This window comes from Microcoleus sp. PH2017_34_RAT_O_A (assembly GCF_020737885.1).
GTDB lineage: Bacteria > Cyanobacteriota > Cyanobacteriia > Cyanobacteriales > Microcoleaceae > Microcoleus.
Genome location: NZ_JAEQDD010000001.1, coordinates 84,803 through 108,351, shown reverse-complemented (window position 1 = coordinate 108,351; position 23,549 = coordinate 84,803). Strand labels below are relative to the sequence as shown.

Here is a 23,549-nt window from a genome sequence, read left to right as displayed (position 1 = left end):
GATGGGAGCACTCTTTGCTGAGATCTAGGAAAGAGCGCTGAAGCGCAACTACGTACCTTGGCCCAAGCACGAGCCAATCTTCGATCGATAATTTTGGTAGTTTCAGATTTCTTTTCCCGACAATAAAACCACCCAACTAAGAGGGCGGGCCAGGGGGCACCGCCCCTACAAACTGCTTTCGGAGTCAACAGTCAACAGTCAACAGCCAACTGTCAACTTATTGCCAATTCCCTACTAGCACGAAAGGCGCCCAGAAATAAGGATTTTGATACTCTTCGTTTTGCAGCAGGGTTAATTGAGCGTTGCGGAGGGCTTCAGCTTTGCTGGCTTTAGAACCACCAAGCTGGCGGTAAAACTCAGTCATAAAAATAGCGGTAGATTCGTCGTTTACTTGCCAAAGGGTGGCGACTGTGCTGCGAGCACCCGATCGAATTGCGGCGCCAGCTAAACCCAATGCGGCCCGGTTATCGCCGGAAGCAGTTTCGCAAGCACTCAACACCAAAAGCTCGATCGGCTGTTGTTTCTCCCCAGTGCGCGATCGCAAAAGTCGATCGAACTCCTTAACATTTACTTTTTGATCCCAAGTCACAATAAAAGTATCCGCCGCATTCGAGCTAAACTGACCGTGAGTTGCTAAATGGACGATCGGGTAAGACAAAGCTTTAATGCGATCGTGCAACTGCGTGCTGACAAAATCTTGATTCAGCAGCGCACTCGCCGGCATCTGGGCTGAAATTTGTTCGAGTTCCTGTTTCACCCCCGGCAAAGCCGAGAAGCCTTGACGCGATTCCGACAAGCCACCTGTTAGCACTTTTAACTTTACTTGGCTGAGCGGTTTCGGTGCCAGCAATTGCAGTCCCGGCGCCAAAGCAATACTGTATTTTTCTACCAAAAACTTTTCGCCATCGTGCAGCACTGCGATCGGCAGATTTCGCAAGTAACCATCGAGCACAAATACCAGCGTTTTAATCCCGCTGGCAGTCAAATCGGCTTCTGCGGGGCGGATTAACCAGTCGTAAACCTGTTGAATAGGTGGGAACCTGTCGCGCACAAAAGCAGAAGGCCTGATGGTATTTTTGGCTAGTCTGAAGGCTGTTTCTAACTCGGATTGAGACTTCTTAGTCGTATAGCGGCGCAGAGGCTTGCCGGGAATTGACAAAATTACCTCCAAACGATCGCTCAAAATAATTGGGTAAATCACCGCCGCCGTCGGATCGATTTCCTCGATCGACTTTGGTTTAGCATCAGCACAAGCATCCCGAAAAAAGTTATCCAATTCCGCCAACTGCAAAGATTCCACCGTTTGGCGAGCCTGTTTTAACTTATCTTGAGTGGGGGATTCATCTTGCAACAGCAGCCCGACTAATTCCCGATAAACTGGTTCGGCACTTTCCCGAAACGAAAATTGCACTTCGGGATTAACTGTTACCAAATCGCCGCGCAGAGAAGACAATACATTTACAGCTTGAGTATATTGAACGAGCGCCCCTTCTGTATTCCCCTGAGCTTTCCGAATCCGTCCGAGTTGCCACAATAATTGATAGGCAATATCGGGAGATTGAAACGCCGGTGCTAAACTCAAAGCTTCAAGAGTCAAAGTTTCAGCTATAGAATGCTGTTGTTTGAGTTCGTAAACCTTGCCCCTAGCTCCTAAAATATAAGCTTGTATTCGTTTGTCGCCCAAACGGTTTGCCGATTCCCCAGCCAAGGAAAGCATTTGAGCGATATCGCTCAAACCTGGAGTACCGATTGGTAATTTATCCAATTTAATCAAGGTCTGTGCTAGATTAATTTGAGCGTAAAGCCCAGCACGATTGGAAGGGAATTGAGCGACTTGAGGTTCAAGAGAACGCCACAAAATCTGTGCTTCCGAGGCATTTTGGCTATCTGCAAACAGACTCAATTGATTCAACCTCGCCTGCATCCCGATAGTTGATTTCCCCGGCATCGCCTCTGCCGCTAGAGCATAATATTCTAAGGCGGAGCGTTCCAAATCAGTCCGCTTTTCCATACTCAAACCCGGTTTATTGCTTTTAGCCCGGGCTGTGTTTCCCAAATTCAAATAAATTGCAGCCTCTTCTTGTGGGACACCTATTTTTCGGGCTGCTTCCATTCCCGCTGACAGCAAATCCTCGGAGCGTTCCAGTTGTCCCAAAACCCGCAGCACCCTGGCTAAAGCATTAATTGCCCGAATATTTTCTAAGGAAACAGATTGATTTTTCAAACTTACTAAGCCTGCGGGCAAAACTTCACAGGTTTTGTTTTCCAGGTTCAAAGAACCTAACAATATTTTGCAAGCTCTGGGGTAAAGTCCGAGAGTTTCCCAAGCTCGACTTTGATTGATTTGAACTTGCAAAAGTTGATTTTTGCTATCAATTTGCTCAAAAAATTTAGCAGCTTGCGTCCAAATGTCGATCGCATCTTGAGTCTGCCCCCGTTCGAGTTTAATCTGTCCTTGAATGTTGAGAGTTTCCGCCCAAATCCGCTGCTGTTCGGGAGTTTTGGGTTGCGCCCGCACCACCGACAAACTCGAATTCACAGCTTGTTCTGCTTGTTCCCAAAGCGCTAGTTGCCCGTAGGTTGCAGCTAAATTGCTCAAAGCCGCCGCGCGATCGAGATTTTGACCTTTTGCCTCAAATTGCGTCGCCGCTTGCTGTAACAGCGGCACAGCTTCGGAAAAACGTTCTGAAGCATACAGAGTTCGAGCTTGTCGGACAAGCTGCACCGCTGGTGGTGACCGCATCTGAGCAACTGCGGGAGGAATCGCCACCGCTAGCAGACAGGATATCAGAAATAAGAGAATTGCTTGTCGGAGCGATCGGGTAAATTTCATATTCAAGCACTTGTAGGAAGACGGGGAGAGAGTGGGAGAGGGTGAAATAGGGCATTAAAATACAATAGGCTTGGGTTATAATTGTCATTGCGAGGAACGAAGCAATCCCAGAATCTATTTTTCACATTGCTTTTTCCCCCTGTACCGTCCTAAGTAAACTGTATTGGGTGATAATTGTCATTGCGAGGAACGAAGCAATCGCAGAAGGGAGCATCTCAGTTTTGTAAGAAGCATTTTTTATTTTAGTGCTGTCCCCGCTCGCGTGCTTATACACCAATACGGTTTACTTAATGCTTTTTTGTCATTGCGAACGTCCACGCGCGGCAATCGCAGCGTCTATTTTTCACCTCGTTTTTCCAACGGACTGTCTTAAGTAAACCGTATTGGCTTATACACGCACGCGAGCGGGGACGCACGCGAGCGGGGACGCACGCGAGCGGGGACGCACGCGAGCGGGGACGCTCGCACTATAGCAAAACTGAGATGCTCCCATCGCAGAATTTATTTTTCACATGGCTTTTGCTCTCTTGGCGGTCTGCTCTCAATTGTATTGCATTAAAATAGACAATTTAAATTCAGTACACCACTTACCAATCACCAATTAATCGGGTGCATCTGGTTTTTGAAGCCTGAAGAAGCATGACTGCATATAAGTTATTAGTTATAATCTTATATTCACTGCGGTCATGCTATAGCCCATACAAACATATTTGCTTGCATTGAGATGCACCCAATTAATCCGCGTTTATCCGCCGTAAAAAACATCTTGTCAGCGCGACGGACAAAGAGAATTCGATCGAGGATTGCGAGACTCAGCAGCATTACCTGGATTGTATCCAACCAGCGTCACCTCCCCTTTCTCATTCACCACCCAACCGCGCGCCGGAACTACTTCCCGAGCTTTTTTTTCCCTTTCTTCCTTCGGACTTCTATCCGTTACATCCGTTACATCCCGTACAGCGCTCGTTGCCGAACTTCCTTCTGCTTCCACCCACGGAAACGGCGTTTGTGCGCTACCAAGAAAGTCATTAGGACTCGGTGGCACTCCTCCTTTCCCCGTGACAGTAAACTCGTTATCGGCTCCTTCAACGCAGGGATTAGCAGCAATTAACGCAGCCGGATTCACCACATTTTGTGGCAACTCTACTAAACCTTGAGCGGGATTTACCCCAGAAGCAGTAAATGTTACCGCCCCTTGCAAAGCCGGGCCAGCACTTTGAGAAATCGCGGTGATGTCGCTACTTTGAAGCAGAGATGTGGGACTGACTTGCAAAGCTGCAAATTGCGCGTCACTGAGATTCAACCTGCTTCTGACTTGTTCCCGGCCAACTGCTGCAAAGCCCAAGACATTCGGGACATTAACATTGACGCGGCCGCCACCTGCGGTGCGGGCGTTGGCGGTGATGTCGCTGTTTTCTTGGGGGAGGGCGAGCAAAGTATTGCTATTAATATTGATATTGCCACCTTCAGAAGTACCCGCATCGGTGGTAATTCGACTCCCGCGGCGCAATTGGATGTCTCGTGCTTGCAGGTTAATATTTGCTCCGACACCGGATACACTTCTGCCATCAATGCTACCTTTGTTGTCAAGGCCGATCGCATTTGCGACAATATTGATATTACCAGCGCGCCCGGTTCCCAAAGCTTGCACCGTCACATTGCCTTCATTCCGGACAATCAATCGATCGACATTCAAGTTCACCGAACCTGCATTTGCCGTAGCATTGGGATTATCACCCGTCGCCTTGCCAACAGAAGCATCAATAGAACTGTTAAAACGAGGATTACCTAAACTACCATTTACTTCGACGCGATCGGCATTAATCGTAATATCCCCCACGTTTCCTTTACCCGAAGAATTAGAAGAAATGAAGCCCCCATCCCGCAGAATCAGGTTTCGCGTGTCAATGCGGATATCCCCGGCCCGGCTAGAACTAATTGTTCCAGAGGAAAAAGCACTAGCAACTTGATTCCCATTGCTCAAAACTTCAGAAATACCTGCAATTTCTACTGATTCGCTAGCCCTAACAGTTAAGTTTCCTCCTGGCCCCCCATTCGTAGAGAAGATAACTCCGCCAACCGAAACACCGCTCCCCAAGGTGAACGCGGAGCCCCCAGAAAGACTCAGCCGTTTTGTATCGATAGTGATATCTCCCGCCTTTCCGGTAGAGCCGATGGTAAGCGTGCTGATGCCGCTTGCGACAGCAGTTTGAGAAATGGTGTTCGACAATTGTACCGATTCAGCAGCTTTAATTGTTATATTTCCCGATCGGGCAGCATTGTAGCTAGTGCTGGCGAGAATAGCACCATCCCGCAGGATCAATCTTTGGACATCAACGGTGATATTTCCTGCCGCACCGGTACTCCCTTTCGTTGTTGCGTTGTTGCTCCCAGAACCCTGAATCTCAAAAGTATTCGCACGGATGCTTAAATTTCCACCATTTCCAGCACCAAAAGCTATGCCGCCAAATATTGCACCATCCCGCATCAGCAGGCGTCCAGTATCGATTTTAATGTCTCCGGCTGCTCCAGCGCCAGCAGTAGCATTAAGCAACACAAAGTTCGCAGCTAATGGGTCGATTAGTCCCGATGCCAGATATTTAATTACAATCTGTTGAAAGCCCTCAATTCCCAGCCCGCTGATTTCTATTGCATCAGCAGCGCGCAAATTGATATTACCTCCAGCACCATCTCCAAAAGTGAAAGTAGACAATTGCGTCCCGTTTTGCACTTGCAACTTTTGGGTGTTTATATCAATACCTTTTCCATCAATATTCCCGAAGGTGAGCGCATATATTCGTGCAGCATTGATGCCGATATTTCCACCTTTGAGTTCTACTCTACCGCCACCTATTCCACTCGTGTTAATCAGCGTACTATTGGATATTTGAATATTGCCAAAGTTTTGAATGTTGCCATAATTTAAACTTAAACTCCCCTGCTGTGGACTCGATGTCAGTGCCAAATCTACTAAACCGGGACTGGCTACGCTACCGAGTGCAATTTGTCCGCCACTAGCAGTTAAATTGCCACCTGGGATTTGGATGTCGCCACCAATCAGTGCTAAAGTCTGACCCTTGTCTACTGCTAAGCCAACTCGATCTGTAATCGGAATCGCTACGGGAGATGTTGCTGGGAGATTGACTGTTCCTGTAGCTGTGGATTGATTGACAATTGTACCGGGATTGTCTCTAAATCTCAGACCAACTGGAATATTAACTGTTAACAGCGGGGATGTTTGCCCTGTGGTGCTGCTGAATTCAAAGCCGTTATTAAATACAATACTCTCAGCAGTTGAAGCGACAAACGAACCGCGCAAATCTAACCGAGCGTTGGGGCCGAAAATAAGTCCTCTGGGATTGATTAAAAATAAGTTGGCATTGCCTAGGACTCCGAGGGTTCCTAAAATATTTGAGGGTTGCCCGCCCGTGACGCGGGTGAAGATGTTAGCAATTCCGCTGGGATTTTCAAAATAAGCTCCCTCTCCACTTTTGATGTTAAATTCTCGAAAACTGTGAAATAAATTCACGCCGCGAGTGGCACCACCAGTGATTCGCTCTGATGGTAAGTTGTTGATATTATCGGGTACAAGGCGCGAACTTTCTGCTCCCAAGCTGCTGTCGGGGACGATTTGGGCGATCGCACTTTCAGTAAACAGACACAGGTAAAAAAATGCAAATAATATCAGGTTCCGTCGATTAACCGCAACAAGTAAAGTTCGTAGTGCGGACTTTAGTCCGCTCTTATTCTGCGGACTAAAGTCCGCACTACGAACCGTTTTTCTTTTCGTAATCGACCGATCGCGATCTAAAAGGTAAATCACTCTTAAAATATAGTATTTGTCTCGGTCTTTGAGTTCATTAATTTGGCAAATCTGCCATAAGTAGAGATATTGGAAAATCATAATCAACCTTTTGTTAGCTAACATTCGGTCATAAAATTTCTAGCATTTGCCCTGTTTGTAGTTATCGAGGCTGACAAACAGAATCAGGACGCCTCGTGCGCTGTGGAAATTGACCGGCAACTTCCGCAGCCACCAGCGTAACTTCCCCTTTCTCATTCATCACCCAGCCTTGAGCAGGAACAACTTCCCGATCGGGAATTTCACCTTCTTCCCTTCTTCCCTTCTTCCTTCTTCCTTCTTCCTTCTTCCTTCTTCCTTCCTCTTCTATTTCTATCCACGGAAACGGTGTTTCTGTGCTACCCAGAGAGTCATTGGGGCTAGGAGGCACTCCCCCCCGACCAGTAACAGTAAACTCGTTATCGGCTCCTTCAATGCAGGGATTTGCCGCAATTAATGCAGCCGGATTCACCACATTTTGTGGCAATTCTACCAAACCTTGAGCGGGATTCACCCCAGAAGAACTAAAAGTAACAGTACCTTGCAAAGCCGGGCCTGCACTTTGAGAAATCGCGGCGATGTCGCTACTCTCAAGCAGAGAAGTAGGACTGACTTGCAAAGCTGCAAATTGCGCGTCACTGAGATTCAACCTGCTTCTGACTTGTTCGCGGCCGACTGCTGCAAAGCCCAAGACATTCGGGACATTAACATTGACGCGGCCGCCACCTGCGGTGCGGGCGTTGGCGGTGATGTCGCTATTTTCTTGGGGGAGGGCGACTAGAATCTGGCTGTTGAGATTGATGTTACCGCCGTCGGAATTACCTGCATCGGTAGTAATCCGGCTGCCGCGTCGCAACTCAATGCTTTTTGCTTGCAGGTTAATATTTGCACCCGTACCGGATACAGTTGTGCCGTCAATGCTGCTTTTGGCGTCAAGGGAAATTGCATCTGCGACAACATTGATATTACCAGCCCGTCCGGTTCCCCTAGCCTGCACCGTGACTGTAGCGCCATCCCGAACGATCAATTGACGGGTATTAAGATTCAATTCGCCAGCATTCGCCGTCGGGTTGGGACTATTAATCGGGAACCGGCTGCCGACAGAAGCATCAATTGAACTGACAGATAAACCGTTACTGCTGATGCCACTGACTTCAATGCGATCGGCATTAATAGTAACATCACCTCCATTTCCAGCACCAAAAGATCTCGTAGAAATTAGCCCCCCATCCCGCACCACCAACCTCGGCGTATCGACGCGGATATTCCCGCCCCGACTAGAACTCAAAGTTGCAGAACTCAGCGCACTATCAGTGCGATTCCCGCTAGTCAAAACAGGAGAAATTCCTGTAATTTCCACTGACTCGCTGGCCCTAACTGTTAAGTTTCCCGCCGCTCCGCCGTTCCTGGAAAACAGAAAGCCCACTAATATACCTGTTCCTAATGTAAAAGCAGAACCGTCAGCAAGACTCAAGCGCTTGGTATCAACCGTAATATCCCCTGCTCTGCCGCTAGAACCGATACTGAGAGTGCTGATTCCAGTTGATATAGCAGTTCTGCTACTGGAGTTGGACAGTTCTACCGATTCAGCAGCTTTTACGGTGATATTTCCCGACGGCCCGTTACTGTAACTCGTACTGCCGAGAAGGGAACCATCGCGCATAATTAACCGCCCAACATCAAGGTTGATGCTTCCTCCGGCACCGCTACTATCTTTAGCTGTGGCGTTGTTGATTCCAGAACTCGCGATTTCAAAAGTGTTGGCGCGGATATTCAGATTGCCGCCATTTCCAGCACCTAAAGTAATGCCGCTACCTACTACCCCATCGCGCATCAGCAGCCGTCCGGTATCGATGTTGACGCTTCCCCCATTTCCGGCGCCAGCAGTACCGTTAAAAAACATAAACTTAGGGTCAAAAGGGTCAACTGTTCCCGATAGGAGATATTTAATTACAATTTGTTGAAAGCTCTCAATTCCCTGCCCGCTCATTTCTACCGAATCAGCACCGCGCAAATTGATATTACCTCCAGCACCATCTCCTAAAGTGAAAGTAGACAATTGCGTGCCATTTTTTACTTGCATTTTTTGGGCGTTTATATCAATACCTTTTCCGCCAGCATTTCCAAAGGTGAACGCATATATTTGTGCAGCGTTGATACCGATATTTCCACCTGTTATTTCTACTCTACCGCCACCTGTTCCACTCGTGTTAATCAGCGTACCATTGGATATTTGAATATTGCCAAAGTTTTGAATGTTGCCATAATTTAAAGTAAGATTACCAGGCCCGGATACACCAGGGGTTAGTGCCAAATCTACTAAACCAGGACTGGCTACGCTACCGAGCAAAATTTGTCCGCCACTAGCGGTTAAATTGCCGCCTGGGATTTGGATGTCGCCGCCAATCAGTGCTAAAGTTTGACCCTTGTCTACTGCTAAGCCAACTCTCTCGGTAATTGGAATCGCTACGGGAGATGTTCCTGGGAGATTGACTGTTCCTGTAGCTGTGGATTGATTGACAATTGTACCGGGATTGTCTCTAAATCTCAGACCAACTGGAATATTAACTGTTAACAGTGGGGATGTTTGCCCTGTGGTGGTGCTGAATTCAAAGCCGTTATTAAATACAATACTGTCAGCCGTTGAAGCGACAAATGAACCGCGCAAATCTAATCTTGCATTGGGGCCGAAGACAATTCCTTTCGGGTTGATTAAAAATAAGTTGGCATTGCCTTGGACTCCGAGGGTTCCTAAAATATTTGAGGGTTGCCCGCCCGTGACGCGGGTGAAGATGTTAGAAACTGCGCTGGGATTTTCAAAATAAAGTCCCCGCCCTTCACCGATGTTGAAGGAGCGGAAACTGTGAAAGAGATTAGAGCCGCGAGTTGCGCCTCCTGAAATGCGATCTGAGGGTAAGTTGTTGATTGTATCCGGTACAAGGCGCGAACTTTCGGCACCTAAAGTGCTGTCGGGGATGATTTGGGCGATCGCACTTGCGGGAAATAGCAACAGGAAGGCAAACAGTAGGGAGTAATGTAAGCGAGGCATAAAAAAATTATTTTTAGGATAAAGTCGATCTGTGTAAGCTCATCTCGTTTCTCTAAAGGTTTTGCATTTGGCTGCTAATCACAATTTGCTCTACAGTGATTTCTAGTTCGGGAAAAGTTTTAGAGATAATGCGCTCATTACCTGTAAAACTTTGAACTAAATAGCGGTCATTTTCCAAAGAGTAAACAAAAACTGTGGGAATTTTGGGATTACCTAAATAAGCCCTAGAAGCGATAGCTAAATAGTCCACAATCCAATATTCACAAATACCGAGCCGTTGATACTCATCCAACTTATCAACATAGTCGTCTTCCCAGTTAGTTGAAGTTACTTCTACTGCTAATTGTATAGGTTCGGTAAGGGCTCCGTAGCCGCGGACATTGCTATTCCATACTGATGCCTTGACCACGCCGAGATCAGGATTTCTGCCTTGCTCTTGCCCCCTCGCTGTTACAGTTCTGAAAACTATATCTTTGTCAACGATATAGTCAAGTTCCAAGCGCCTGATTTCATCGTTAAAGCCAAATACTAGAAATCGTGCTACATTTTTATGAGCTCTGGTTGCTTCCACTTTGACAATCTCTCCATTTACAAGTTCGTAGATGCCCGATCCGTCGGGGTACTTTTCGATAAACTCTACAAATGTTAGTTTAGTTTTTGTCTGAACCATAAGACAAGCCCTCTTGTGTTAACTAGGTTAGGATTTATATCGTTTCCGGTTCCATTATAATTATATATTTGGATCGTATCAGTGCGATCGCGATCCAAGTAGCGATCGAGACCGCCACTTAATAAAATTTGACTGTCAGCGCTAAAATGTGAGAAATTTATCAAAGGTTTTGAATGTAAGATCGTTGACCGTTGCACGATCGTGATTTAACCACAGAGAACGCAGAGAACACAGAGGGAGATAAGAGAGATGAAAAATTCTGATGCTACGGGATTTGATATAACTCAGAGGAGAAAGAGTCATGAGTTTGAATGAGTTACCGGGAACAGAGCTAATTCTACCTGGTCATGGAGAACGCAATCGTTCATACTAGATGGTAGACACCTTCAATCTTAGGAGCCGTCTATGTTGCTACAAGAAGTCAAGGAGCACGTCTTTAAACTGCCACCGAGCGATCGCCTTGCGTTAGTGAGCGCCATCATTGAGTCCTTGCAATATCCGCCAGTTACCAGGGGCGATCGTTCTGGTGCGATTCAGCGGATGCGAGGCTTGCTAAAGACAGACCAACCCGCACCGACAGATGAGGACGTGGCTGCAATGTTGGAAGCGCGACGAGTGGATTTGCTACTATTGGGATATTGAATTTGAAGATGCTTATGACACTGACAATCGTAGCTGAACGGGCTCCTTTAAATGCAAATGAAGATGGTGTGATTCTCGTCGGCAAAACTCGCGTTACATTAGATACTGTAATCGGTGTTTTTCAGCAGGGCGCGACCGCAGAAGAAACTGTTTATCGCTATCCGTCTCTGAATCTAGCTGACGTTTATGCCACGATCGCCTTCTATCTCAAGCACGAATCGGAAGTAGAAGCGTACTTGCAACAGCGACGGCAGCAATCGCAAGAGATTCGCACTATGAATCAAGCAAAATTCGACCCACAAGGCTTGCGCGATCGCCTGCTTGCCCGCAAAACAGCGCAAGAACCATGTTAAAATTTCTTGCTGATGAAAACTTCGACAATACGATCGTTCGAGGGTTATTTCGCCGTAACCTAAAGCTCGACATCGTTCGCGTACAAGATGTTGGGCTGTCAGGGAAAGATGATCCAACCGTCTTAGAGTGGGCAGCGCAGGAAGGGCGTATTCTGCTGACTCACGATGTCGCTACGATTACTCGCTATGCCTACGATCGAGTGAGGCAAAGTCAGCCGATGCCAGGGGTGATCGAAATTAGCACGGATGCTCCGATCGGACGAGTGATTGAGGACATTCTTGTCCTTGTAGAGTGCAGTCAGGAGGGAGAGTTGGAAGGTCAAGTTCAGTACCTCCCGTGGTGAAAGGATTAACTAGGGAAACTCAAATGGCAATTAACACTTCTTTAGAGAAACGGCTTGCAGTAGTGGAAGCAGCGATCGCCCAGTTGCAGAACCAAATTGTAGCTTCTCAACCGACGAATTGGTTGCAGCAAATTATAGGGTCTTTCAAAGATGAACCTGCCTTTGAGGAGCTACTTGCCTATGGACGAGCGATTCGCCAAGGGGATGAGTCTCTCCTCAAAGCTCAAGATGAGCTATGAAATATTTACTGGATACAGATCATCTGAGTATTCTTCAACGTCAACTGGCAAAGATGGATGCTTCGATTATATCCAGTATTGCACCCCAACTGCCATACAATTAGCTCTCTAATTTTTGTGAGTTGGCTAAAAGAGGATATTTACTAGGCTTGCCTTTTCAAAAATCTGTGCTAGATTAGTAGATAGGTTCTGTTGAACCTAATTAATCGTTCTGTTGAACAAAGGAAAAGTGAATTATGAAAGATAAGCAGCAAGTTCAATTCTCTGCCAAATCTGCCTGTCGCGTGTTTCAAGATAGCGACGATAAGCGGCAGCTTTGGTCTTTAACATTAGCAGTTAAAGATTTACCACAAGGTTTTCCTTTCGGACCAAATGCTAGGAATGCTGACCTGACTGCAAAGCCTGCAAAGGCTATGCTAGAAACCTTAAGGTTAGAACCGCAGCAGTTTATCTATAACAACAACGGAATTATGCTGGTTGTTGACTCCCTTCAAGCGAAACGAGTTGAGGGCGGAGACTTTAAAGTCCGAATCATATACAATGAGCCGAACGAAGAAACAGAAGACTTTCTGGGGCACGGTGTTCTTAATGGAGGACACACCTACAAGGCTCTGATGCACGCTCTATATGGGAAGCACAAGCGAGGAGAAAATTATCCAACTATTCACGAAGCTCATGTTCAAGTCACGGTAGCAGTTGGGGTTGATGAAGAGAATGTTGCAAGTATTAGTCGTGCCAGAAATCTATCCAAGGCAGTGCCAGATTATGCACTAAAGAATCTTGAAGGGGACTGGCAGGCAATTGAAAAGCATTTACCTCCAGAATATCGCAAAAATGTGATTTTCAAGCCAAATGAATTTGAGGATAACCCAGATAATGCTCCAAAATACACTGTCGTGGATCTTGTTCAACGACTTGCTTTGCTGAATAATGAGCTGTTTGATTTCAGAAAAGAGAGTCATCCCATAACTGCCTATACGGGCAAGGGTTCTCTTGTAAGTAAATGGAGTAACAAAAATTACGAACATATTCTCCCTTTGTTACCTGAAATTTTGTGGTTGGAGGAAAAAGTTATGGAGACTCATCAAGCTCTGAATGGGCACAGTAGCAATGGCAAAAAGATTGTCATCTCTAAAGTCAGTGGATGCAGTAATCAACCATCTACTTTGATTACAGGGCGAACCTTTAACCTTACTGTTGCACCACCGTTTGTGATGCCTGTTTTAGCAGCTTTCCGTCTTTTGATTAAAGATGGTCAGTGGATCAGTCCTGTGGAAGAATTGTGGGAGAAATATGGAATGATGCTTGTCGATCGCCTTTGGGATACATATAAAGCCGAAGCACGGTCAAGCGCGGCTTCTTTCGGTCGTTCCAAAAGTACTTGGAATACTCTCACAAATATAATTGCCATGAAATTTGTCCAAATCTAATTGAGTCTTCAGTAGAGGGCTAACAAGTCGAAGAGGCAGATGGTCAGAAGATTTTGGTAAACCCACCAAAATCTTCTTCTGTTGCTGAAGTGTTGGGCGAAGCGAAGATTAGGTTTCGATCGCACTCAACGCAACCCACAATTTAGAAAGCAAAGTAATTAATCCGAAAATAGATGCCTTTTTCCTGAAAAGTTCGATCGCCCCCTCGGACATTAATCAAGGGAATACCATAGTCTAAGCGCATATTAAACCGATCGCCCATCTGCCACACCAACCCCACACCAGCACCCAGAAGCTTGTCAGAATCAGGATTAGCTTTTTCGCCAGAATGGTTCCAGCCTACCCCCAAATCGATAAATGGAGCCACCTGCAACAATCCTTTGACCTTCGGGACGCGCCAAATTGGAATACGCACTTCCGCAGATGCGATCGCACCGCTATCAGTTAACAACAAATCCTGCCGGTATCCGCGCACGCTTTGCACGCCGCCGATCCCGATTTGTTCGAGGGACAGCAGCGGGCGATCGGCGAACTGAATGTCGGAACGCACTATTAGCAAGGTTTCCGGCGCTAGCAGCCTCACGTACTGCGCTTGTCCGCGCCACGCCAGGAAGCGACTGTCAGGGCCGCTATCGTTCGCAGTAGCACCCAAAAAATTGGTACCGATGGAAAACTGCGATCGCGCTGCGAGCACTTGTCGGGAATTCCGCTGCACGTATTCTTGAAAAAACCGCACCGCCGAAACCCGCGTTTCGCCGCGCTCGTTTGCTCCCGCTGACAGCGCAAATCTTTCTCCCAACAGGAATGTATCGCTTTCTTGGCGCGAAAAAGTTACTCCCACAGCCAAAGTGCGATCGGGCTTTTCGACGATCGGCTGGCGGTAAGTTAACTCGTAAGTTCGCGATTTCCCCTCAATTTCCGCAGCATCAAACGGTTCCTCGATCACGTTAGTGCTCGCAGCACTCGCAGCAAACCGAATCGTGCCGTTGCGCGCGTTGACGGGGACTGTGTAGCTGCCGTTGAATTCGTTGCTGCCGTCGGTGTTAGCGTAGGATAGCTCTAATCCGTCGCCCAAACCGAGCAAATTCGCTTGATTGATGCGCGCGCCGCGCCGAAAACTGCCCACGCTGGGCGATCGATTGTTGTCTAGAAAAACTTCGCCGCTGAAGCTGTCTGCTTCTTTAATCCGCACTTCTAAACGGCTGTTTTCCGGGCGGCTTCCAGCTTGCAATTCTGCCGAAATATTGGCAATTAAGGGGTCGAGTTGCAGCATTTGCAACGCTTCCAGCAGCCGATCGCGATTCAATGGCCGCCTGGTGACACGTTCCAAGCGCGATCGCACGTAATTGGCATTTAAACGCCTGTTTCCACTAATCTGAATTTCATCTAATCCGCCTTCGACAATCCGAATTTTCACCACACCTCCTTCTCTGGGAAATGTTTGGTTGGCGGGAATTACAGCGCCGGAATTGATGTATCCTGCTGCTACGTATTTTTGAGTCACTGCCCCTTCTGCTGCGATCAGTTCGGCAAAGGTGATGTCGCGCCCCGCAAACTGTTGCGTAACTGCTGCGAGTTCGCGATCGCTAAAAGCTGTGTTTCCCTCAAATTCAAACCGCAAAACCCGAATTGTACCCGGAATCCCCGGTCTGGAATCGCCGGGAACTGGTGTTGGGGGAGTTGGTTGGAGGGGAGACGGCGGCGGCGGTTGCGGGGCTATTGGTGCAGGCAATTCCGGCTCTCTGGGTTGAATTGGGTTGGGCAGTTGGCTCAGTTGCGAATCTCGATCGATACCTATATTTTCTTTTAGCTTTTGATCTCGGTTAGAAAGCTGAGTTTCTCGATCGTTCGTGGCGAATGTGCGATCGACAGAATTGGCAGCTTCTGGCTGTAAATCGGGAGTTTCCGCAGGTAGAATTGGTGCCAAAGTCGATCGATCGGACTCAGTGGCCGGCAAGTCTTCCCGGGTGTCAAGATTCGTGTCGTTGGTTCGTAAAGGTCGATCGGCTCCGCTGCGGACTGTTGCCAAATCCTCAACATTTGAAGTCAAAATTTCAACGTTGCTCGCGGATGTTTTCGTCGGTTTTCCCAACCAAACTAAGCCAAAGATTCCAGCAATTAAAAATAATTTTTGCGATCTACAGTTCATATGATATAATTATTATCTCGCTAGATTGGGTGAAAATATTTTAAGGAACCAGCGCACCCTAAACTAACAATTAATCTTAACCGAAAAAAAGGCAACACCGGGCACTGCCAAGAATTTCCCAACGGCTAAAAACCAAAAGGTCGATCGACCTTTTGGTTCCTCCGCCAAAACTTACGCAGCAACCGGATGCAGATCCGCAAAAATATCTTTGACAGTTGACAGTTGACAGTTGACAGTTGACAGTTGACAGCATACAGGTTGACAGTTGACTTGACGAAAGGAGGGAGACCTCTACCGGAAAGGAAGAGGAGTCGAGCAATCAATCGTCTTTTTTTAATTTCTCCCTACAAGGCTTGGGGATTTAAACCAATTTTTCCTGGTAAGGAATGAGAATTAAATAACTTAGGAGCGCGAATTAAATAACTTAGAATTTTAATTATTGTGGGATGGGCGTCCCGCCCGTCCTTTAAAGACGGGCGGGACGCCCATCCCACAAACTACAGGTTTGTAGTGAGGACTTTAGTCCGCAAGAAGAAGGACTGAAGTTCTCACTACAAACCTGTGTGCGTCAAGGTTCGTAGTGAGGACTTTAGTCCGCAAGAAGAAGGACTAAAGTCCTCACTACAAACCTAATTATGCAGGGCGGCTCGCACTAGCAGCACCCATGGGAGCTCCGTCAGCCAATCCCACCAACTTAGCGCTCAACTCCCACATCCGCTCACCTTTCTCATCATCGCGCGCCTGCGGAGAAACCTTCTGCACAAAAGACTTACCATCTTTTTTCTGACGATTTCCCCAACTCCAATAAGCCCCAGATTGCTTGTATTCTGGATCTGCAACCACCATTGCCAGCCTTTCGCCCGCCAACTCCTGCGACACATAACCGCCGGTGATATTCTTCTGAAACAGCGGGAAAAGTTTCTGAAATAAAGGATAGTGATTGCGGAAAAGTGGCGTATCCGCCACGCATCCCGGATACAGCGAAGTGAAATTAATCCCCGTCGATTCGTGAAAGCGGCGGTGCAATTCCCGCATCGTCAGCACGTTGCAAACTTTGCTATCTTTGTAAGCCTTGACAGGTTCAAACTGCTTCCCATCTACCATCGAAACCGGATCTTGGAAACCCGCTTCAAAACCCTCAAACTTGCCCAAATCAGGACGCGGCGGAATCTTTCCACCCAACTCGTCTGGATTGTGAGTCACAGTTCCCAAAATCACGATTCTCGCATCTTGATAATAGGAAGGTTTCATGCTATCCATCATCAGATTGCACAGCAGGAAATGACCGAGGTGATTGGTAGTCATCGTCAACTCGTAACCTTCAGGGCTCCGCAGCGGTTCCTTAATCAAAGGCAGATAGATAGCTGCGTTGCACACCAAAGCGTCTAGAGGCCTGCCGCTTGATTTGAATTCCCGAGCAAATCGGCGCACGCTTTCCAAATCGCCCAAGTCAATGTGCATAATCGTGAAACTACCTTGAGGTATGCCCAACTCTTGAGCGGCGTCTCCGGCTTTTCGCACGTCGCGACAGGCCATGACTACGTGCCATCCTTTGTCTGCAAGGGCTTTGGCGCCGTACAAGCCGACGCCGGAGGATGCGCCGGTGATGATAACCGTTGACTTGTGATTTTGTGCCATTTTCTTAAAAATGCTTGGCTATTGATTATTTTGGGGCATCTCAAAAGCTGAGCTAGCAGCTCGGATGTTTTCAGATGCCCTCAGGTTAATAGGATAGGCCCAAACGTTGTGAATCTCAACTTTCTAGGTTGCCGATCGACACTCCTAGCCCATTTTCGGAGATTCGGGAGATAAGTTCGTAGTGCCGACTTCAGTCGGGAGATAAGTTCGTAGTGCCGACTTCAGTCGGGAGATAAGTTCGTAGTGCCGACTTCAGTCGGGAGATAAGTTCGTAGTGCCGACTTCAGTCGGAATCGGAGTGCATTTTGCGGACTTAAGTCCGCACTACGAACCGTTTTTGCGGACTTAAGTCCGCACTGCGAACATGATATATATGAGGGAAGAACTTGAACGCATTGAAAGGTAAAGGTAGTCGGAAATGGTCTTGTTAAAAGTATTAGGTATGAGCTATTATTGAGAAATAAGTTATCAAGATATGCTCAATTTATGGCTGATGTTTTCATAGCTATTTGCTCAGTAAATCAGCTATCGCCCCAACCAATAGATTTGGCTCCACAGGCTTGGAAATGTGCCTCTGAAAGCCTGCTGCCAGAGCTTGTTGGTGGTTGATTTCTCCAGCATAGGCAGTCAATGCGATCGCCGGGATCAGTCCCCCCCGCTCCGGTGATAGAGAACGCACATATCCGATCAAACTGTAGCCATCGACTTCTGGCATTCCAATATCGCTCACCAAAACATCCGGCACAAACGACTCTAGGGCTACCATAAATTCAGCCGCAGATGCAACTGTCATCACCTCCGCTCCAGCCATAACCAGGAATGCGCCGATTACTTCCCGGCTGTCTGCCTCGTCATCAATTGCCAACACTCGGATGCCTCTGAGATCCTGTTCTGCTTCTAATAACTTGTCCGGATTTTCCCCTGTTTTGACGTTCAGCAGCGGCAGGCTGACTCTAAAAGTGGCTCCTTTTCCTTCCCCAAAACTGTCAGCTTTGATTGTTCCGCCGTGGGCTTCTACCAGTTGATAAACGATCGCCAGTCCCAACCCTAGCCCCCCGTGTTTGCGAGTAACAGAAGCATCTTCTTGACGGAAAGACTCAAAGATGTAGGGCAAAAAGTCTCGATTGATGCCTTTACCCGTATCTGTTACCACAATCTGCGCTTGGTTGTCTGCTAACTCTAATCGAACGTCTATTCGTCCACCCTTGGGAGTGAACTTGACAGCGTTGGAAAGCAAATTCCAGACAATTTGCTGGAGGCGAACCGCATCCCCAGACACTTGCCCGATATTGGATAGCACGTGATGAATCAGAATTGACTTGGCGGTGGCGGCAGTCTGCACTGTTTCGATCGCAGATTCAATGGTAGACAACAAATTGACAGCAGTCACATTCAAACTCAGTTTGCCGCGCAGCACGCGAGCCATATCGAGCAAGTCGTCAATTAATTGAGCCTGTGCCAGGGCATTCCGTTCGATCGTCGCTAACGCTGCTACAGTTTTGGTTTCATTCAGCCTGCCAGTTTGCAGCAACTTCGTCCAGCCTAAGATCCGGTTGAGGGGCGATCGCAACTCGTGAGAAAGCACCGCCAGAAACTCGTCTTTGATGCGGTTAACTCTTTCCGATTCGGCCAGGGCAGCTTGTTTTAATTGCAGAATGCGATCGCGTTCGATTTCCGCTTGTTTGCGATCGGTGATATCCCGCGAAGTCGATAAGATTTGTACAACTTGGCCTGCCACATCCCGGATCGGTGCTAACACGACATCCCACCATTTTGGCGTGCCTTTGGCGGTGGCACAAAAGCCCTGAAATCTAGCCACTTCTCCTGCCTTCGCCGCCGCGATCGCAGCTTCCACCTCTTCCCGAGCTTCATCTTGCCAAAAACAGAGCCATTCCGCGTTCAAATAGGGGGTGAGATCGTCGATCTCCAACAGGCACATCCCTCCTGTATTTATGTATAAAAGTCGTGCATCCAGATCCAGCACTTTGATGCAGTCGCTGCTGCTGTCTAACACCCGTTTTCTAAACTCTTCACTGTGACGCAGTGCTTCCTCGGTGTGCTTGCGATCGGTGATATCCAAATCTACGCCCGACATCCGCATCGCTTGCCCGATCGCATTATAAAACACTTTCCCCAGGCTCAGCGCCCACCTGATTCTGCCGTTGGGATAGATCACGGTTATCCTCCACAATCAAAACAGTGCGCTCAACTTGACTCATAATTGGTCTTCCTCCGGAGACTGAACAGGGAGCATCGTGATTTCAAACCAGTAGCTCAACAACGTCTGAATACTTCGCTTCAACAGCTTAAAATCCATAGGTTTGATGATATAGCTGTTCGCTCCTTGTTCGTAGCAGGCTGCGATGTCTTTGGGATTGTTAGATGTGGTGAAAACAACCACCGGAATCTTTTTCAAATTACGATCCTGTTTTATTTTATATAGTACCTCTCGCCCATCCGTTCCCGGTAAGTTGAGGTCTAGCACAATCAGTCCCGGACGCGGAGCAGTGTTAGGATTGGTGTAGGGTTCGGTGCGGTAGAGAAACGCCAGGGCCCGATCGCCATTAGTGCAGCGATAGACGGGGATTTGCGAAAAAGATGGGTGTAGGTAACGTTGGAACGCTTCAAAGTCTTCGTCGCTGTCTTCAACGATCAGCAAGGGAGGGAGTTGCATAGCACGCATCGCTGAATATCCGGTCATGGTTTGACCGCTGCTGACAATGTGAAGTAAAACGTGCTGCCCTCACCGGGCGTCGATTCTACCCAAATTTTTCCCCCGTGTCGATCGACAATTTTTTGGACGATCGTCAAACCTGCCCCTGTACCGCCACCATATTCGTCTTGTGCGTGGAGTCGCTTGAATATCTGAAAAACTCGCTCCAAATGCTTTTGGGGGATGCCAATGCCGTTATCTCGCACATAAAAGGTATATAAACTCGGGTCTTTACTGCTCGCGGATTCTGATTCGATCAAACCAATTTCCACCCATTTCTCGGTTTTATTATTATATTTAATCGCGTTACTAATCAGGTTGGTGAATAACTCGCTGATTTGAGTGCGATCGCAGGCAATTGTCGGCAACGATTTAGTGCGAAACTCGATCGCTTGCGGAGGCCCGCCGATCTTTAAAATGTCGATCGACTGTCGCACTAAATCGTTGAGATTTGTGGGTTGGCGCGAAAGTTCGGTGCGTCCCAGCCGAGAATAGTGTAGCAGAGAGTTAATCAGATCTTCCATGCGTTGGGTTAGGCGCACCAGCGTTTGCAATTTAGCGATGCCATCCTCGTGCAACACCTCCCCGTAATCTTCTATCAAGAAATTGGAATAGTTATGAATGCCGCGCAGCGGTTCTTTGAGATCGTGGGATGCGACGTAAGCGAAGGCATCTAGTTCAGTGTTACTGCGTTCCAATTCTAGATTAATCTTTGCCATTTCATCTGCCTGACTGAGGATAATCCCGACGATCAGGCTGCACAGTTCGGTGGCGACTTCGATCTCGCAGGACTTCCAAGGTAACGAGCAGCCCTGCACCGTTTGTTGCCAGAGTTCAAAGGATTTGCGAGGAGACAACCGCATCTCGCGATCGATTGTGACTTCGACAGGTTTGTTCGGGTTGCCGCCCCAGTTGACTGTTTGAATCACTTCTGGACGGAACCAGAGTATATAATTTTTGTTGACTTTGGAAATTTCTAATGCTAACAGTCCACTCGCAACGCTCTTAAATGACTCTGCGGTTGGATAAATTTCAGATAGCGATCGGGTTTGAAACAGGTTGTGTTGAATTTGGCTTTTAATCCATTCCCGCAGGGCAGGAATTTCAGCTTCTGGCGGCGTTTCACCAATACAAATAACTTGTTCTCCCGCGCAAACCGCCACTCCCGTCGCACCCACCAGATCTAGCAGGTTCGAGTTGAGTTGAACTAATCCATCCCAGAAGCTTTTTGACTGAGATAGCGATTCTACAAACTTGCTTTGGAGCGACTTCAATGTCATTTTGTAGTCTAAGTCTTCACGATCTTGTTTGTTTGCAAGTTCGATCGACATTACCTGCCCCACAAACTCGCACATGGTTCGCACGCTATAGGGCACATAGTTCGGCGTCGAATGATGGCAAGCAATCAGCCCCCATAGTTTTTGGTCTTGGATCAGTGAAATAGACATGGAGGCTGATACACCCATATTCTTGAGGTATTCCAAGTGTACGGGAGACACGCTCCGCAGCACCGATAAACTCAAATCCGTCGGGCGCGAGTCTAAGGGATTGTGCGCTGGCACTAACGCCACAGGCTCATAGGTGGAGTCGGGAATTAACCGCAGCCAGTTGAGGGTATAAAGCTGTCTCGCTTGCTGGGGAATGTCGCTGGGCGGATAGTGCAAGCCCAGATAAGGCGTTAGCGTTTCTACCCGATCTTCTGCAATCACCCGTCCGGATCCTGCGGCATCAAATTGATATACCATAACGCGATCGAATCCAGTGATTTTTCGCACTTCTTTAACTACAACCTCGCACATCTCCAGCAAGGTTGGAGCCTTTTGAATTTTAGTAATCGTTCCTTTTAATCGCTGGTAAAAATGGAAAAAGTCTGTTTTTGGTCTTTTCTTTTTTGGTTCCAATTCTAAAAAGATTATGGTATTGCAGCGATGAACAATGCCATCAAACTGAAGTAATTTTGTTTTAGCTTTTAGAGAAATATCTAACGGATTCACATACTCAAAGTCTTCGCTTAAGCACTGCCGAATTGCATTAATCTGCTGGGGAGCGAGTAAGTTTAATAGCGGTTTGCCCAACAGATCTTGGGGCTGTTGACCTAGCAAAGCCAACGCGTTATTGCTGACCTGGACAATCTTCAAGTCAGGCTCCTGCAAAACCAACAGCACCCCGTGGGGCTGAATCAGCCCTGGAATTTGAATCGGTTCGCGATCGCAATTGGTTAAATCGACAGTTTGGGTGAAATCAACAACTTCATCTATCATAAATCGTGCGGAGAACTCCGGCTAGAAATGATTTCTATTTCTCTTTATTAAAACACTTTTCTCGCAGCCGGAAACGACGCACATTACACATTGGGTGGAGGAAACAGCCCGGACGTTCACTCCGCCCAAAAATTCTCTTACAGTCAGCTTTTTGCTCAACAGTCTAAGAAATAGCTGCTGATTCCTGATAAGTAGGAAAGTCAATATAACCTTCAGGCCCAAAAGAATACCAGACGCCGACGACCGCAGGCGGATTGAGCGGCCAACCGCCAGCAAAACGCTCTACTAAATCCGGATTGCTGATAAAATCCCGACCAAAAGCAATTAAATCCGCAACTTTGTTGCTCAAAGCTGTTTGGGCTAGTTCTTGATTGTATCCGCAGTTACCAATCAGCGGCTGGGAAAATACATCGCGAAACTCTCCTATCATCATCGGCGTTCCCAATTCGTGAAAGCCAAAAGCTAAACCATCCACAAGGTGAAGGTAAGCTAAACCGTAGACATTTAACTGACCTGCAATATACAGAAAAATTTCGCGATAATCGGGAGAACCCATATCATTGTAAACACCGTTGGGAGAAAGTCGAACTCCAACTCGGTTGGCAGGGAATACTGTCAGAATTGCCTCCACAATTTCCTTGAGAAAACGGTAGCGATTTTCAACTGTACCGCCATAGGAATCTGTGCGTTGATTAGTTTTGGATTGAAGGAAAGTGTCAATTAAATATCCGTTAGCACCGTGAATTTCTACACCGTCAAAACCCGCCATTTTTGCCCGTTCTGCGGCCTGGCGATAATCTTCCACAACGATCGAGATTTCATCTGTTTCTAGAGCGCGGGGAGTTTCGTAGGGTTGTTTGCCCGCAGGGGTATGAATGCCTTCTCCATTGATTTTGATGGCAGATGGTGCAACTGGCAATTGATTGTTTTCCTGAAAACTGCTGTGAGAAGCCCGCCCGCAGTGCCAAAGCTGCATGAAAATTGGTGTTTCGCGGGCATGAACCCCATTTACAACTTGTTTCCAAGCTTCGGCTTGCTCGTCTGAATAAATACCGGGCGTATTCAGCCAACCGTTAGCTTGAGAAGAAATCACCGTAGCTTCTGTCAGGATCAAACCAGCACTGGCCCGCTGAGCGTAATACTCGGCCATCCAAGCGTTGGGCATCCGCGTTTCACCGGCTCTCGATCGCGTCATGGGTGCCATGACTACCCGGTTTTTTAAGGATAAATCTCCCAATTTGAAGGGACTCAGGAGGAGTGAAGATGTTGTTTGAGTTGTCATAATCTCGATCTGTCCTTTACTGAATAATGTGAGCAATCGGAGTTCGATCGCTTTTCAAGATAACTTAAACAGGACTTGCCAACAAATATCAATGGGCGTATTTAT

The 23,549-nt window shown here is 47.5% G+C and carries 15 protein-coding genes; 5 read left to right on the top strand and 10 right to left on the bottom strand.

Going from position 1 to position 23,549, the window contains the following annotated elements; genetic code table 11:
- Window positions 1–217: 217 nt before the first annotated feature.
- From JGK11_RS00405 to JGK11_RS00390, 4 genes are all read right to left on the bottom strand, one after another.
- Complete coding sequence (locus JGK11_RS00405; RefSeq protein ID WP_293210184.1) at window positions 218–2,833, bottom strand: CHAT domain-containing protein; 2,616 nt, start codon at window positions 2,831–2,833, stop codon at window positions 218–220.
- A 769-nt stretch (window positions 2,834–3,602) separates the two neighbouring features.
- Window positions 3,603–6,737 (bottom strand): S-layer family protein, encoded by a 3,135-nt coding sequence (locus tag JGK11_RS00400; RefSeq protein ID WP_293210182.1) that lies wholly within the window; start codon window positions 6,735–6,737, stop codon window positions 3,603–3,605.
- A gap of 61 nt (window positions 6,738–6,798) precedes the next feature.
- Entirely contained in the window at window positions 6,799–9,723 is a 2,925-nt protein-coding gene (locus JGK11_RS00395; RefSeq protein ID WP_293179172.1) for a filamentous hemagglutinin N-terminal domain-containing protein, read from the bottom strand.
- A 52-nt stretch (window positions 9,724–9,775) separates the two neighbouring features.
- A complete protein-coding gene (locus tag JGK11_RS00390) occupies window positions 9,776–10,393 on the bottom strand; it encodes a Uma2 family endonuclease (RefSeq protein ID WP_293210180.1) in 618 nt (205 codons plus the stop codon).
- A 405-nt stretch (window positions 10,394–10,798) separates the two neighbouring features.
- On the opposite strand from JGK11_RS00390, the gene JGK11_RS00385 reads away from it, so the two are divergent.
- From JGK11_RS00385 to JGK11_RS00365, 5 genes are all read left to right on the top strand, one after another.
- Window positions 10,799–11,035: a hypothetical protein gene (locus JGK11_RS00385; protein WP_293210178.1), complete on the top strand. Its 237-nt coding sequence runs from the start codon at window positions 10,799–10,801 to the stop codon at window positions 11,033–11,035.
- Window positions 11,036–11,049: 14 nt separating this feature from the next.
- Entirely contained in the window at window positions 11,050–11,388 is a 339-nt protein-coding gene (locus JGK11_RS00380) for a DUF433 domain-containing protein (RefSeq protein WP_293179181.1), read from the top strand.
- On the top strand, window positions 11,382–11,732 hold the full coding sequence (locus tag JGK11_RS00375) for a DUF5615 family PIN-like protein (RefSeq protein WP_293179184.1): 351 nt from the start codon (window positions 11,382–11,384) through the stop codon (window positions 11,730–11,732). The genes JGK11_RS00380 and JGK11_RS00375 overlap by 7 nt, the downstream gene beginning before the upstream one ends.
- 23 nt (window positions 11,733–11,755) lie before the next feature.
- Entirely contained in the window at window positions 11,756–11,971 is a 216-nt protein-coding gene (locus JGK11_RS00370) for a hypothetical protein (RefSeq protein ID WP_293179187.1), read from the top strand.
- Window positions 11,972–12,207: 236 nt separating this feature from the next.
- Window positions 12,208–13,401 carry an AIPR family protein gene (locus JGK11_RS00365; protein ID WP_293179190.1) on the top strand — a complete coding sequence of 398 codons (1,194 nt, stop codon included), beginning with the start codon at window positions 12,208–12,210 and terminating at the stop codon, window positions 13,399–13,401.
- Between the two features lie 142 nt (window positions 13,402–13,543).
- Here the strand turns inward: JGK11_RS00365 and JGK11_RS00360 are convergent, their stop codons facing one another.
- From JGK11_RS00360 to JGK11_RS00335, 6 genes are all read right to left on the bottom strand, one after another.
- Window positions 13,544–15,550, bottom strand: coding sequence for a ShlB/FhaC/HecB family hemolysin secretion/activation protein (locus JGK11_RS00360; protein WP_293210176.1), 2,007 nt, complete (start codon window positions 15,548–15,550; stop codon window positions 13,544–13,546).
- 633 nt (window positions 15,551–16,183) lie between these two features.
- A complete protein-coding gene (locus tag JGK11_RS00355; RefSeq protein WP_293210174.1) occupies window positions 16,184–17,188 on the bottom strand; it encodes a protochlorophyllide reductase in 1,005 nt (334 codons plus the stop codon).
- A 505-nt stretch (window positions 17,189–17,693) separates the two neighbouring features.
- The gene (locus tag JGK11_RS00350) at window positions 17,694–19,364 is read right to left on the bottom strand and encodes an ATP-binding protein (protein WP_293210172.1); all 1,671 of its coding nucleotides are present in this window, start codon (window positions 19,362–19,364) and stop codon (window positions 17,694–17,696) included.
- Window positions 19,365–19,403: 39 nt separating this feature from the next.
- On the bottom strand, window positions 19,404–19,862 hold the full coding sequence (locus JGK11_RS00345; protein ID WP_293179202.1) for a response regulator: 459 nt from the start codon (window positions 19,860–19,862) through the stop codon (window positions 19,404–19,406).
- A gap of 23 nt (window positions 19,863–19,885) precedes the next feature.
- Entirely contained in the window at window positions 19,886–22,162 is a 2,277-nt protein-coding gene (locus JGK11_RS00340; RefSeq protein ID WP_293210170.1) for an ATP-binding protein, read from the bottom strand.
- Between the two features lie 163 nt (window positions 22,163–22,325).
- Window positions 22,326–23,444, bottom strand: coding sequence for an alkene reductase (locus JGK11_RS00335; protein ID WP_293210168.1), 1,119 nt, complete (start codon window positions 23,442–23,444; stop codon window positions 22,326–22,328).
- Window positions 23,445–23,549 lie beyond the last annotated feature (105 nt).